Origin of the sequence: Halocatena salina, assembly GCF_023115355.1 — an archaeon.
In the GTDB taxonomy this organism is placed as follows: Archaea; Halobacteriota; Halobacteria; order Halobacteriales; family Haloarculaceae; genus Halocatena; species Halocatena salina.
This window is the reverse complement of record NZ_CP096020.1, coordinates 79196-93980: the sequence shown is the minus strand read 5'-3', so window position 1 is coordinate 93980 and position 14785 is coordinate 79196. Positions and strand designations below refer to the sequence as shown.

The following is a 14785-nucleotide window of genomic DNA, read 5'->3' as shown; positions in this document are numbered from 1 at the left end:
CTCGTTTCAGGTCCGTAGTCCGAGAGCGAGGAACACGCCCGCAAGGAGTAAAACGATGACTGCGGCCGCCGGCGCACCGTCGATCGACAGATGAAAGACGAGAATGGCAGCCCCTGCCGAAAAGAAAGATACAACCGCAGTCGTAGCAACATGAACGATCTCGACGGGCCACGTTTCGGCATCCCGTCCCAATCGTTCCCCGACGGTGATCGCGTTTTCGGTGACGTCCCACGTCAGAACGGTAGCCACGGTCGCTATCAACAGCGGTACCGGTCGAGCACCGAGCAGGCCGATCACCACCACGCCGACAAGTAATCCACTCACGCCTAATGTGAGAAAAAGCCGCGACTGTCGTCGGAGTCCGACCACGAGGACACCCATACCGAACAGGCCCGGTCCCACCGCCAGTGACAGCCCCGAACTCCCGAGGAGAAACAACACAGTCGTTCCGAAGGCAAGTCCCAGCGCACTGCTCAAGCGAGCAGGTGAACGGTCGACTGCACTCACGACGATCCCCCCGCGGTAGCACCGGCAGATCGCCGCCGTTCCAACCGATCGATCGCTGTCGACAGGGATTCATCGTCATACTGCCAGTCGAGAACCGGAATTCCCGCCGATCGAAGACGAGTGCTGCGAAGCGCTCGTTCAGCGTGCACGAGCTGGCGTCCCGGCGACGTTACCGTCGTTGGATCGGGGCTGATCACCGTCACAGGATGGCCGAGCGCCTCAAGTTGCTGGATCGACGCCGAAATCGCATCGTCACACAACGGCGTCAAGACGACGACTTGGGCAGCAGTAGGGAGTCGGTGACACAGCTGTTCGACTGTAGGCCGTTCTTGCTGATCGTTCACAGCAGCGAGTGCTGGATGACTCGTGAGCAACTGTCGTCCCCGTCGCCGGTGAACCGGACCACGATTCGGAGCGAGCCAGCACGCCTGTGGATGCGCCGACAATGCAGTGATGCCCACACTGACGTTCGCATCGAGAAGCGTCGAGAAGAGCCGACCGGCTGCCGTCACGCTCCGATCGACGGCACACCGTCCGTTCGCGTCGGGGGCCAGATACGCCGCCTTGCGGGCGTCGATCACGATCACCACGGCCGTCCTGCGTCGGGTACGGAACTGAAGCGTCGATAGCTCACCCGTTTTTGCGAGTCGATTCCAGTCGATTCGTGAGCGGGGATCTCCTGATCGGTACGCACGTAGCCCGTAGAATTCGATACCGTGTCCCGGAGTACTGCTCGCTCTCCGCCCGTCGAACCGCGTGGTCTGCGTTCGAAGCGGTGACGTTTCGAGCGGTTCGAGTTGCGGGGCACAGGTGATGGTCGAGTCGCCAGACGGTTCGACACGAGTGAGCCGTTCGACGCTTGCGCTGCTGTCACGTGCGATCACGGACGGCGGTGTAAACGAATGTTTACCCGGGACAACAGTGAGCGTGTACGAAAACGTCGTTTCCGCGTCCGGTCGAAGAGCGGTGCCCTGCCGAGGAGAGCCAGCCGTAACGACGAGCCCCGATGGAACGCCGTCGATCACGGAGCAATCGGGAAGGAGCACGTCGCCAACGTTCCGAACCGTCACGGTGACCCGAACGCCAGCTTCAGTCTCCTCGACCGTCCGCTTGATGGCGAGGGAAACCGACGGCGGAGATGCCGCTCGACTGTACGCGGCTAGACAGACACCGATCCCGCCAGCGAGCAAAAGGGCTGGTTGGCGCAACAACATCCCACCCGCACCGACGGCCAGTGCCAACGCACTGATCCCTCGCCACCGATCCGTTCGGCGGGTGATCGTCTCGTCTGCCTCGGGAAAACGCAGTTTTTCTTCGTGGGCCATGGGCTGTCTCGGTTCGGGAAGAGATTGGACAGTCACTTCCTCGTCCCGAGCTGTCGGCACAGCGGTATCGAGTCGTCGAACGAGCGCAGTGATAGCACGTCGTGCCCGGTGTTGGACGGGCGATTCGCCGGTCCACAAACAGTGAACGTGTTCTCGCACCGAGAGCCGAGCAAGGGGTTCCTCAGTGAGAACAGCCGCTGCCCGGTGATCGTTCGTTCCGTCCGACAGTCTTGCCTGTTCGTCGAACGAGGACCGTCCCAAGCGCACGAGGCGCTTCATCCGTGTCCGAAGAGCCGCATAAGCCGTAGAGGAGCCGTCATCCCCACGGTGAGCGTTCATCGAGAGGGCACGGATCCGTCGGTCGGTCGCCTCCCCAGCGATGGGGTGCGTGTGGTTTTCCGGTGCAGGGAATGCGAGCGATCGGCGTTCATTTCGGAATCGAACGCGTACGAGATGAAAAGCCACAACGAGCGCGAGGAGTGCGATGCTGGCTACGACGACCGACGGAACGCGAACAGCGACGGAGACGCTCGGAACGAAAACGAGCACCAATCCGATAGCTCCCAGAACGACGCCGAATCCGAGTGTGGCGGACCGAAGGCTCATGACTCGACACGAACCCCCTCACCACGAAGCCGGTCGCGCGCGGTCTCCGCCCGCTGTTCGATTTTATCAGTAATTGAGGTGTCACCGTATCGAACCGATCTGAACAGAGCCGTGAGGTCAGCAACCAACTCCGGATCGATTCCTTCGTCGACAGCTACGGACGCAAGCTCGGCCGGAGACAGGGATCGATGCTGTGTCACATCGAGCTGTCGGACCAGTTCCCACCACGCTCGATACACTTCGTTAGTCGGAGCGACGATCGAAGTATCGTCCGGTGGTTCCGGATCATTGCCGGGTGAAGCGGGCGTCGATTCGGTCTGAACACGCGGAGCGCCCGCCACCCAGAGAACGAGCGCGAGACCTCCGACTGAGACGCCGATCATGAGCCCCACGACTACCAACGGAGACAGACCGCCGGACCTACCGTCAGTAGGATCTACCGCAAACGTCGTATCGAAGAACCCACCGCTACCGGTTCCATCCGAACCGTCCGCCCGCAGTTCGCTCGATTCCAAACGGCCTTCGGAATCGCTGGAAACGGGCCCTCCGTCGATCCCGAAGCCGCTTTCGATCGCCGCAGAGTCAAGAGATGAGGCAGCGACAGCGAACACCGTGATAGCGAACAGAGCAACGAAGACGAACGCAGCAAAGGACCGATCCATGCAGGGAAACAATGAACGTACCACATTGAATGTTGGTGGTTACGATTAGCAACGAGAGACACCGAGGCAACGAGGAAAGCACGGTTTCCTGCAGATACGATCGGAAATGGATCACGAATAGAAACCATCCAGTCCGTTCGTGACACGCACGTCAATAGATACCATACATCAAAGATAAATACCCACAGGACGATAATCCATCACGACCATGCAAGCCCGTCAAACACCTGCGTTCGAAACACCGGACCACCGACGGATCTATGAATACGTCGAACAGCAGGGGACCGTCGCGCCCCGCGAGGCGGCAGAGGCGCTCGAGATGGATCCCGAGCAGTTCCATCACGAGTTGGCGGTGCTCAAGCGTGATGGATATCTCGAAGAGCAGGACGACACGATACGAGTAGCTCTTGAAGCCGGTACTGCGGAGGAATACACCAGTAACGGCGTCGGGTTCACGATCCGTCCGGCGCGGCAAGAAGATCTGGCTGGAATCGTCGGTGTAATACGAAAGATAACGAGCGAAAAGACGTATCTCGTGGCCGAAACCGTCGCTCAACAGGTCGATTTCGAGGGCGTTCTCATCCGTCACAACGACGTGGAGACACGGATGTTCTTCGTCGCTACCGTGGCGGACGACGTGATCGGGTGGGCACACCTCGAAGCCCCCGAGCTTGAAAAGCTCAGTCACGCTGCAAAACTGACCGTCGGAGTTCTCGATGAGTACCGCCGACACGGGATCGGGGGACACCTGCTCCACCGGAGCCTCGAATGGGCGGGCAGCCACGGCTACCAGCGGGTGTACAACTCCATCCCAGCCACGAACCAAGAAGCTGCTCGCTTTCTCGAAGACCACGGTTTCGAAACTGAAGCCATCCGGAAAGAACAGTATATGATCGACGGAGAGTTTACTGCCGAGCTGATGATGGCACGGTCCTTGTAGTCGGTCTGTCACCCAACGATCGGGGGAGTCATCCGTTGGGGACACGAAAACGTGAGATATAATTGGATGTGCTGGTTAAACTGACCGATATCCGTGTCTCCTCCCCCAAACCGTGGTTCTCGATCCCGTGATCGGAATCGGAAACGAAAGCGGAAACGCGATCGAAATCGAGATCAAGATACGAGCAACTGGCAACAGTGGCTGTTGTTCGGCGTCGGAGGGATCTTCCTGATCGGAACGATCGTCGTCATCGCAGGAACAGGAATCCCGTTCGGCGGTGACTCGGAGGGAACTCCGACACCGACACCGACACCGAACGATGGAACGTCACCGGTGATGACGACAGCTACCCCGACACCGACACCCACCCCGACAGCGACGCCAACGCCGACGCCTACTCCAACCGACAGCGTCGAATACCGTATCAACGTCGGTGGGCAGCGTCTCGAAGCTTCCGACGGTCCGGATTGGATCGCCGACAGTCCGGAATCCCCAGCGACGTATTTAAACCATGAAGCGTCAGATACGGCCGTCAGTAACACTTCCGATCCGATCACCGTCGAAGACAACGTGTCCGAGTCGGTGCCTCCGGAGATGTTCAAAACGAACCGCTTCGAACAAGGAGGGAGTCTCTTTAACCCGTCCGAAGAGATGACCTGGGCGTTCCCCATCGATCCAGACCGCGAGTATGAAGTCCGTATCTACGTCATGGAAGAGTTCCTCACCGACGGAGAACCACAACGCTCGGAGGAAGCGGCCTACACCGAAGCCGGACCGCGGTCGTTCGATGTTAGCGTCGAGAACGAAACCGTCCTCAAGGGGTACAACCCGTTCCTCGAACACGGTCACGATGTGGGCGGCGTCAATGCTTTCCAGACGACCTCGGAGGACGGCACGCTAACGATCCAGTTCCACCGCGGAGAGGAGAATCCCATCGTCTCCGGCATCGAGATCGTGGATAAAGGACCGAGCGATACAGATGACGATTGACGTTCCCTGCGAACTGTTGGTACTGTACGAACAGTTAGTACCGTACGAACAGTTCTCGAAGCACGGACAGTAAAAAGATCACGGCAGATCAGTCACGATATCAGCCAGTCGGACCGGATTCAGCCGTCGGTCGGGATGTCGGCGCGACGGAGCCGACCAGCCACACGGTTCCACCGATCGTGAGAAAAAGGCCACCGAGTGTAGCGACCGCGGTGGTCGCCGTGGTCGCATCGGCCACCACTCCGGTCCCGAGTGCCAGCGGGGTGCGCAGCGTCATGTACACCATCGACACCACCGAGAGCAGCGTCGCCCGACCGACCGCCTGGGAGTGGTCGTTGATGTAGCCGTTGGCGATGGGTTCGACCAGCGGCCGCCCGCTCGACATCGCCGCGAACGTAGGTAGCGCGAACAGTCCGATCCAAGGAGGGACGAGGAGAGCAGCAGTCGGGATCGTCGACGCGAGCAACACGGCCCGACGAACACCGAGTCGGTCCTCGATCCGTCCGGCGTAGTAGCTACCGACCGATGAGACCATCCTGAGACCGGCGTACAGTACCCCGAGTCCGAACGCCAGCGCTGGTCCCGCCTCCCCGGCACGCGCCATCCCGCTGTCTACGGGAAGCTGGACACCAAACGCCGCGACGGTGGGAGCCAGCGTCTCGATCGCCATCGGTTGGACGTAGCCTTGAGCCACACCGATAACGGCGTAAAACAACCCGATGTACACGACCAGCGACCGCAGCGGGGGACGAACGAGGTGATCACGAACGATGGCGAACACAGCTCGTAGTCCCAGTCGATCCGGACCCGTCTCACCCTCGACGTACTGGCTGTTCTTCGGGAGAGAAAGCAACGCGACGAATCCTGCGCTGTTAAACACGGCGGCAGCGACGAACGGATACGTCGGCTCGATTCCGTACAGCAGACCACCCACAACCATCGTCACCGCCGCGGTCCAGTTCTGTATCGCGTCCCCCCGGCCACGGACATCGCTGAACCGATCGGCGTCGAGTCGCTCGTCGAGAATATCGTACAGCCACGCGTCGATGCTGCCCGATCGAAACGTCAGCGCCAGCGCCCACAGCGCGTACAAGAAGGCGTACGGAACGAAACCGTTCACGACCACGAACCCACCTACCGAGCCGACGGTGAACACCACGCTGAGCAGCAAACTCGCTCGCCGACCCAACCGATCACCCACATAGCCCGTCGGTACCTCGCTGACGACCGCCAACACCGAGTACAGCGACGACAGCACCGCAAACTGCGTGTACGTCAGCGATCGTAACAGAAACAGCGTGAATATCGGCGTGATGAAACCGACCGACATCGTGGCACGGTACACGTAGTACCGTGCCAGAAGCGACCGGTCAGACATGAAACTTGACACACCCATTGAACGTGTCTTAACGGCTAAAATGCTCGCTGAACTCAGTTTTTGTTCCTATACAATAAATGAAGTTACAGTTATGACATGAACAGTAATTATGTATTTCTAGCATTATCTATAGCAGTCAAACCAGCAGAGATACTTATACCGTTCAAAATACACGCTATAAACAGAATATTAATTATCTCCACATAAAATAACAAATTTAATATATAAAATAAAAATTGTTATTATCGCATATCATCAGATATCTGTCTTATGTGTACACGTCTTCGGTCCAGTAGGAATAAGATATCGAAGAGTTTCGGCGAGATCAGTTCGGAACGCGGTGTTTCAGGTTGATGGCCTCGATGAGGTCATCGTTTCGATCCATGTTGGTTTCTAGTTCGACATGAAGCGAATTCAACATCGTGTCGATCAGTTGTTGACGCTCCTCTGAAGTGGGGAAGGAGACATCAGTGGCGTACACTGGAGTGCCGATCTCAAGCGACCACCGCTGATTGGGGTAGGCGGTTCGCATGTGGTAGGGTTGGTCGTGAAATGCCAACCGGGTCGCATACACCGAAAGCCCCTCGTAGTCGCCGTGAACGACCTCGATAACGTCGCGTTGGGGGTGACCGAGCGAGGGATCTGGGCGTTGAGCATTGTTGTAGTGGCCATCAGCCAGATTCTCGCCCATACCCGAGGGACCGAGCCACCAGAGAACCGCACCGTCTAGGTGGTAGGGCACCGAACTGACGTTTTCGAACTCCAAGTACTGGTACCAGTAGCCGTCGTTGAGAACGTGCATGTTGACTTCGGCCGCCATCGGTGCGGTGGCAGTAAAGCCCTCTCCCCCGAGCGACTCGCCACTCACAGGATGGATTTTTTCGCTTGCTGCATCGAGAACGGGGTTGGTGTCGTCGTGAAGAACATTATCCGGAAGCGGGGCAGCACTTCCCCATTCCTCGTTTTGGGGTTGATCGTGGACACGATCGCGCTCGGCGACTTCCTCGGGGATGTACGTCCGGGCATCCGTGGGCCATTGCTCTTGAGTGAACTGGGGAGGATCGTTGTTCGCAACGGTCGGCCCGGCGGTCTCCTCCCAAACGCTTTGAGGTTCGTTGTGCAGCTCCAACGTCTCCGTTTCGTCGGGCAAGAGAGCCAATCGAGGAAGGAGTTTAACGGTTGCATGCGCGGGAAAATCCGATTCCGCGAGGGTCTGAACGAGGGGGAGGGCCTGCGTTCCGAGATCGCCAAGCGTCAGCGTGCCATCCTCGACCGTATTCTGAACCGCCTCGGCGTCATAATCGAACTGCGCTGCCTTCTCAGCATCCGATGAATACTGAGTGGGAAGGTAATCGAGGAAGTCCCGTGGAACGTAGTACGGATCGTCGTACTGAGGACACAGCTCCTCAACCGTCGTATCAGCCGTGATCGTCGAGGGAAGCGTATCGTCTGCCGCCACTGCAAAGGGAGACGCATTCCGTCCCGTAACCACGCTCGCAAGACCGAACGTCCCGAAGGCGATGCTACTTTTCAGTATGGTCCGTCGTCTGACCATGTTATATATTATATTCCTAGAACTTAAATTTAACTATTAATACTAATACTTTAATTAATAATTTATTATTTTTATATTATATGGAGTTTGCTACAGCCGATCGATCCGTAGTAGGCCGGCGAAAAACGGTGTGGAATCGTTTCGGGTTCAGGAGACGGTGACGGTGATCTCGTGAGTCGTCGTATCCCCTTCGTTGTCGGTGGCCGTCAACGCGACGGTGTAGTTGCCGGCCGCATCGTAGGCGTGTTCGTTCCACCAGCCAGTCGCGCTCGTGCCGTCACCGAACGCCCAGTCTAACGCCGTGATCCACTGGTCGCTGCCCGAGGTGTCCGTCACTTGGAACGTGATCCGTTCGCCGACCGACGCCGTCGTCGTGTTCGGATCGATCTCCGCCAGCAGGTCGTCCGAGCCACCGTTCTCGGCAGTCGTCGCCACAACAGTGGTCGTCGCCGATTCGTTACCCGCACCGTCGAGGGCCGCCACGCCGATCTCATACTCGGTGTCAGCAGTGAGATCCGTGATCGTCGTGCTCGTCGTATCCGCCGAAACGGTGTGATCACGGCTGCCGCCGACAGCGATGACGTAGTGACTTAGGCCCGAGCCACCGGTATCGGTAGCAGCGTCCCACGCAAACGACACCGAGGAGTTCGTCGTCCCGGTAACTGACAGATTGGAGGGAGCTGTCGGGGCAGCCGTATCGTCGCTTTCCGTTCCTGCAAGCCACGTTTTGATGTATCCACCCATCTGTTCGGGATCGTCCTTGAGCGTCCATGGTTCGTTGGCACCCGCATCGGGAGAGTCGAAGAACGTCGGTGCCCACGAGTCGTCGAAACACCACGAGACCCAGCCCATGTTCCCGTAGCCTTCGACCCAGTTGCGGAACGGTTCACCCCAACCGGAAGTGGTACCTTGGTCGACGCTCCCGCCAGCTGGATCCCAGCCGAACTCGGTGATGACGACAGGAACGTCAGTAGCGGGTTGGCCGTAGTACTGGTCGAACTCCGAGGGAGCGCCGTTGTCCGGATAGATGTGGCCCGCATAAATCAGGTTCTCCCCTTCGAAGGGATACTCCGGAGCCATGTGAGTGACGGACGTCCACCGCGGAGAACCGATGATGATCGGTGTTTCTGCGGCGTGTTGTCGAATGAGGTCGACCCACGGTTGGGCTGCCTCGCGCCACGCCTGCCACGCACCGGGATCGTCGCCGTACATCGCCGGCTGCGTTGGTTCGTTGAACAGTTCGAAAATGACATGCTCGTCAGTAGCGAATTCGGGCGCAACTCGGTCCCAAAACGACTCCATCACGTCGTTGATCGGATCGAGATTCTCGTCGTTTTCGTCGTTGTACTCATCGGTCGCTGCCTGTGTGTACGGCCGAATGAGATGGTAGTCGACCAGAGCGTAAACGCCCTGTGTTGCGAGGAGATCAACTGCCGGGCGCATGATCTCAGTCACATAGGTATCCAAACCGAAGTGATCGACCGAATCCTTCGTGAACGGGAGACGAACGACGTTCGGATGCCATCCACGGCTTTCGTCGGTCGTCCATTCGAGCACCTCCTCGAACGTCTTGGGATGAAACCGCCGGTAAAAACCCGGATCTGCGGGGGCCATCCCTTGGAGGCGGACATCGTTGCCATCGGCGTCGCGGATCCATCGGCCCTCGGTGTGGAGTCGACCGGGAGCCGCAGCCCCCGTTCCGACTCCGTTTCCGAGTGTGAGTCCAACGACACCAGCGCCAGTGGCTTGCAGGAACATACGCCGGGAAAACGGCGTCAGTCCGCTGCGGTAACCGTCGTTATTGCTCGATACGCCTTCGTCAGGTTGGTTTGTATCAGTCATTAGTATGTGTTGGTGTGTTCGATCAGGAGACGGTGACAGTGATCTCGTGAGTCGTCGTATCCCCTTCGTTGTCGGTGGCCGTCAGTGCGACAGTGTAGGTGCCGGCCGCATCGTAGGCGTGTTCGTTCCACCAGCCAGTCGCGCTCGTGCCGTCACCGAACGCCCAGTCTAACGCCGTGATCCACTGGTCGCTGCCCGAGGTGTCCGTCACTTGGAACGTGATCCGTTCGCCGACCGACGCCGTCGTCGTGTTCGGATCGATCTCCGCCAGCAGGTCGTCAGAGCCACCGTTCTCGGCGGTCGTCGCCGACACGGTCACCGGCTCGGACTGGTTGCCTGCACCGTCGAGTGCCGACACGCCAACCTCGTAGCTCGTTCCGGCCGATAGCCCCGCCACCGTCGTCTGGGTGATCCCAGCAGGGACAGTCTGATCCCGAGAACCGTCGACGAGGACGACATACTGATCCAATCCCGACCCACCGGTGTCCGAGGAGGCGTCCCAACCAACGGTTGCCGACGAGCTCGTCGTCTCGGTCACCGAGAGGTTGGAAGGGGGTGTCGGTGCCGTCTCGTCGTCGGTGCCGCTGCCGTCGACAGTCACCGTGACGGTGGCCGTGCCGGACGGGTCGGTCAGCGAGACGTTCGTAGTCGTCGAGTCCGAATCGGTCGTGACCGTGATCTCGTGCTCGCCGAGAAACGCCGACGTGGCGTAGGTACCACTGTCGTCGGTGGTGGCGCTCTCGCTGGTCCACCATTCCCCGAACACCAGCTCCGTCCACACCTCGTAGGCAGGCTTGGGCGACCAATCTTCGTAGAACAGCGGTGCTTCGTCCCTCCAGTGGTTAGCATCCCAGAAGCCGCCTATGATGAACGCGTCGACAGCGGGATGGCTGAACGCCCCCCGGAGGTAGTTATCCATCACCTCCGCGCGTTCCTGGTCGCCGTTCCAGTCGTCGCCGTTGTACATGTCGAACTCTGTGATCTTCACGCGTGCGCCGTGGTCGGCCCACTGGTTGATCTCGCTGACGACCGCGTCAGCGCTGATCCGCCCATCGGGATCGGTGTCAGTGTCATTCTCACCCGACCGGGCGGCGATGTGGCCCTGCAGTCCGACGGAATCGATCTGCGCCGCGTTGTCATTGAGAAACTCGATCTGGGTCTCGTAGCGACCGTCCACGTAGTCGTACGCGAACTGGTTGAAGTCGTTGACCGCGATGCCGACATCGAGATCGTTATCTTCGATCACCGAGGCAGCGTGGCTGTACCAGTCGGCCAGCAGGTCGGACGTCCAAGGAACGACCTCGCCGGTCCACGGTTCGTCCGTGTCAATTCGGTCACCGTACACGCCAAGCTGGAGTCGGTATGCGTGCATCGCCTCGTTGACAATGTCCCATTCGATAACATCCTCGCCGTAGTGGACGATAATGTCCTCGATGTGTTGCATCGAGCGGTCGCGGATCGTCTGGGCGTCCCGGTTATCGATGGCCGTCAGAATATCGTCCGGGATCGCGTACACGTCTTCCCGTCCCCAGAGGCACGTGTGCCCGCGCACGTCCAGACCGTGATCGAGCAACCACTGGGTGGCCTGATCGGCCAGTTGCTGGTTGTTCTCCCAGAAACGCCACTTGTGGTGGTTTCCCAACCACGCGATATTGAACAGCTCGGCGAGGTAGGTACGGTAGTTGTCGCCGGGATTCGTTTGTTCGATGAGCGTGTCGGCGCTGGCAGCCGCTCCGAACCCGAACTCGTGCTCTTGCATCTCTACGGAGACCTGCACATCCGAAACCGGGGTGCCGTCGGGATTCTCGACGATGACTTCCAGAGCCGTCGTACGGTGCTCCTCGATGCGCTTCTCGACCGTCTTCGTGGTGTCGGCTGGCTCACCTGCCACAGCGGAGGCACCGCCAAGCGCACTGGCCAGTCCCAGCCCGCCCAGCGCGCGCAGATAATCCCGACGGCCGAACGTCCAGAACGGTCCGTTTTCCGATGATTCAGATGGATCTGCCTCGTTCGCGGATCGACCGGGGGCCGATCCTGGAACGGTCTCGTTTCGTGGGTCGTGTCGGTCGGTCATTGTCGTGTCCTGTGTGTTCGGTTCGCGTGCGTTGCTCCATGTGTCAGCCACGTGGTGCTGGCACCTGCCGGACGGCCAACGACACCTACGGGAGCTACTGACTCGACAACGGTCAAGAGACGGTAATGGTGACTTCGTGAGTCGTCGTATCTCCCTCGTTGTCGGTGGCTGTCAACGCGACGGTGTAGGTGCCGGCCGCATCGTAGGCGTGTTCGTTCCACCAGCCAGTGGCAGTGGTCCCATCGCCGAACGCCCAGTCTAACGCCGTGATCCACTGGTCGCTGCCCGAGGTGTCCGTCACTTGGAACGTGATCCGTTCGCCGACCGACGCTGTCGTCGTGCTCGGATCGATCTCCGCGAGTACGGCATCCGATCCATCGTCATCCGTAGTCGTCGCCGAGACGGTCACCGGCTCGGACTGATTGCCCGCACCGTCGAGTGCCGACACGCCAACCTCGTAGCTCGTTCCGGCCGTCAGTCCCGACACCGTCGTCTCGGTCGTGCCTGCCGAGACGGTGTGATCACGGCTGCCGTCGACCGTGATGGCGTACTGATCCAGCCCGGAGCCACCGGTGTCCGAAGCGCTCTCCCACGCAAGCGACACTGAGGAGTTCGTCGTCCCGGTCACCGACAGGCTTGACGGCGAACTGGGTGCTGTCGTGTCATCACCACCCCCACCGCTACCGAGTTTGTCGTACACGACGTCGAAGTACGACGACGCCGAGTAGGATGTGGCACCGCAGTCATCGCCCCAATACGGGGAAGCCATGTTCATCGGATCGTCCGAGCCGTCGCCGTTCCACGTCCATCCGATGACGGGCCAGCCCAACGATTTGGCGTGATCGACGATCGCCGACCAGTCGGCCCCGCTCGGGTTCGCTGCCCAGTTCCCGAACTCCCCGATCATACAGGGGTAGCCGGTCTCGTCAACGACATCTAGGTGAGCGGGCTGGAGCGCCTCGTTCACCTCCTGATTCCACCCACTCGGGTACACGTGTACTGAAAGGATGAGATCGTCGTCGTCGATCTGTGAGACAGCATCGGCAAGGCGGTGGGTTTCCTGTCCCCAGCCGGGTGCATCACAGACGATGGGACCGGCGTAACCGGTTCCGTCGCGCACCGTACTGATCGCGTCGTTGTACGCCGATGCGTACTGGCTTGCGGTGACGGTGTGATCACCCCACTCGTTCATCATGTTGATCGTAAACGACGTATCTTGAGAGAGATAGTCGTACTGTTCCACCCACCAGTCAGCCGCAGCCTGTAGCGCTTGTGCGTCGGCCGCACCGTTGTCTGGATAGTGGTGGTAAGTAGCGATCACCTCATAACCGTGACTCCCAGCCTCGTCGATCCAGCGCTTTGCGTCCTCTCTCGTCGTTGCGACCTCGTTGAAGGAGAACGGCTCGATCTCGATTCGCACTGTCTGGATGTCCGGATACTGATCCATCAGTCCCCAACCCAGATTCTGATCGCCATCACAGAAATATGACGGTTGGAGATTCACGCCGTCGCCAACGCTAGCCGGTGCGCCGCTCGTTGAGCCGACACCGAACAGCCCGAGCGCCACACCGGTACCTAGTGCCTGGAGAACGCTTCGGCGTCGGAGCGTCGTCGAGACGGTGTCGGGTCGAGAGTCAGTCGTTTCGGATCGGTGATCGGCGTTCGATTCCGAGGTTGGTGTATCGTTCGTTGTCATTGGTATCTGGGTGGAGGGTAGCTACTTGGCTATTCGAATCCAGTCGTTTCGGGAAGGGCCGAACTGCGCTGTTGTGCGAGGACGTCCTGCCAGAAGGTACCGTAGCTGTTGATCGACCAGTCGTGGTCGAGCATCGCGGGCGACCACTTGCTGTCGAAACACCAGACCTGCCAGTGAACGTCGTGATTCTCGAAGAACGCTTTGAACTCCTCGCCTTCCACTTCGGCGGTGCCTTTCAGCCACTCCGCGCCGTAGGGACCCCATCCGAACTCGGTCATGAAGACCGGAACGTGCCGTGACGGCTCGCCGAAATACGTCGACAGTGGACGGAGAGACGGGTGTGCATAAACGTGACCCGTGTACGCGAGGTTATCGCCGTCGAACTCGTTTCTCGGTGCCTGATAGGTCCATTGGGACCAGCGCGGCGAACCGATCAGGATCACGTTTTGGGGAGCGTTCGATCGGATCGTGTCGACCCACGGCTGAGCCGCGTCCTTCCACGTGTTCCACGTTTCGATCGCTTCATCATCGGTTGGATCGACGTCGACGTTCGGTTCGTAATGTCCTTGGAACGGATGAATCGGTTCGTTGTACACCTCGAAAAGGACGTGTGAATCCTCGGCGAACTCCGGGGCAACCGTCTCCCAGAACATCGTGAGTTCGTCGTGAATCCCCTGACTGGTGTACGCGTGAGAATCGTCTTCGCCCCGATGGCGATGGTAATCGACGATACAGTACACCCCCTGTTCGGCGCAGTCATCGACGGCTGGCCGGAGATAGTCACTGACGTAGCGTTCCAGTTGGCGCTCCGTGAAGCCGGGGACCGGCGGGATTCCGCCGGGATCGTGGTCACCGATATCGACGGGCTGGACCGGGAGCCGGATGACGCGGGCGTACCAGTTCTCGCTTTCGTTCGTCACCCGTCGGATCGTCTCCGTCGCATTCGGTCGGAACGCTTTCGTGTCCATCCGCTTGGGATCGGGAACGTTGACGCCCCGAAGGATCACGGTGTTGTCACTGGGATCTTTGATCAGGTTACCGTCTCGATGGAGCCACGGCGTCGGAATCCCCGCGGCTCCACGACCGACGACACCGGGCGCAGCGAGCGCCAGCGCACCAGTGACCGTTGCACCCAACATCTCACGCCGGGAAACGACGCCTCTGGGAGTTGCCGAATCGTTGCCGTGCGTTCGTTCGTCTCGTACCATAT

11 protein-coding genes are annotated in these 14785 nt (G+C 59.6%); 2 read left to right on the top strand and 9 right to left on the bottom strand.

From position 1 onward, the window contains the following. Nucleotides 1-6: 6 nt before the first annotated feature. Genes MW046_RS13335 through MW046_RS13325 form a run of 3 tightly spaced genes read right to left on the bottom strand, consistent with a single transcriptional unit; the run spans nt 7 to nt 3100 of the window. Nucleotides 7-507 carry a DUF7519 family protein gene (locus MW046_RS13335; RefSeq protein ID WP_247995079.1) on the bottom strand — a complete coding sequence of 167 codons (501 nt, stop codon included), beginning with the start codon at nt 505-507 and terminating at the stop codon, nt 7-9. Beyond that, complete coding sequence (locus MW046_RS13330) at nt 504-2438, bottom strand: DUF58 domain-containing protein (protein ID WP_247995078.1); 1935 nt, start codon at nt 2436-2438, stop codon at nt 504-506. Before MW046_RS13330 ends, MW046_RS13335 begins: the two co-directional genes overlap by 4 nt. Beyond that, nucleotides 2435-3100 (bottom strand): DUF4129 domain-containing protein, encoded by a 666-nt coding sequence (locus MW046_RS13325; RefSeq protein WP_247995077.1) that lies wholly within the window; start codon nt 3098-3100, stop codon nt 2435-2437. Before MW046_RS13325 ends, MW046_RS13330 begins: the two co-directional genes overlap by 4 nt. Nucleotides 3101-3308: 208 nt before the next feature. Here MW046_RS13325 and MW046_RS13320 point away from each other — a divergent pair, with 208 nt between their 5' ends. Together MW046_RS13320 and MW046_RS13315 are read left to right on the top strand one after the other, a co-directional pair. Next, nucleotides 3309-4040: a GNAT family N-acetyltransferase gene (locus MW046_RS13320; protein ID WP_247995076.1), complete on the top strand. Its 732-nt coding sequence runs from the start codon at nt 3309-3311 to the stop codon at nt 4038-4040. Nucleotides 4041-4133: 93 nt separating this feature from the next. Further along, the gene (locus tag MW046_RS13315) at nt 4134-5030 is read left to right on the top strand and encodes a malectin domain-containing carbohydrate-binding protein (RefSeq protein WP_247995075.1); all 897 of its coding nucleotides are present in this window, start codon (nt 4134-4136) and stop codon (nt 5028-5030) included. Between the two features lie 100 nt (nt 5031-5130). On the opposite strand, the gene MW046_RS13310 is transcribed toward MW046_RS13315, so the two are convergent. The 6 genes from MW046_RS13310 to MW046_RS13285 all read right to left on the bottom strand — a co-directional run bounded on the left by MW046_RS13310 (nt 5131) and on the right by MW046_RS13285 (nt 14783). After that, entirely contained in the window at nt 5131-6408 is a 1278-nt protein-coding gene (locus MW046_RS13310) for an MFS transporter (RefSeq protein ID WP_247995074.1), read from the bottom strand. A 325-nt stretch (nt 6409-6733) separates the two neighbouring features. Continuing rightward, nucleotides 6734-7963, bottom strand: coding sequence for a hypothetical protein (locus MW046_RS13305; RefSeq protein WP_247995073.1), 1230 nt, complete (start codon nt 7961-7963; stop codon nt 6734-6736). Nucleotides 7964-8110: 147 nt separating this feature from the next. Beyond that, entirely contained in the window at nt 8111-9805 is a 1695-nt protein-coding gene (locus tag MW046_RS13300; RefSeq protein WP_247995072.1) for a cellulase family glycosylhydrolase, read from the bottom strand. A gap of 22 nt (nt 9806-9827) precedes the next feature. Beyond that, the gene (locus MW046_RS13295; RefSeq protein ID WP_247995071.1) at nt 9828-11930 is read right to left on the bottom strand and encodes an endo-1,4-beta-xylanase; all 2103 of its coding nucleotides are present in this window, start codon (nt 11928-11930) and stop codon (nt 9828-9830) included. A 61-nt stretch (nt 11931-11991) separates the two neighbouring features. Next, the gene (locus MW046_RS13290; protein WP_247995070.1) at nt 11992-13575 is read right to left on the bottom strand and encodes a PKD domain-containing protein; all 1584 of its coding nucleotides are present in this window, start codon (nt 13573-13575) and stop codon (nt 11992-11994) included. Nucleotides 13576-13604: 29 nt separating this feature from the next. Next, nucleotides 13605-14783 carry a glycoside hydrolase family 5 protein gene (locus MW046_RS13285; RefSeq protein WP_247995069.1) on the bottom strand — a complete coding sequence of 393 codons (1179 nt, stop codon included), beginning with the start codon at nt 14781-14783 and terminating at the stop codon, nt 13605-13607. Nucleotides 14784-14785 lie beyond the last annotated feature (2 nt).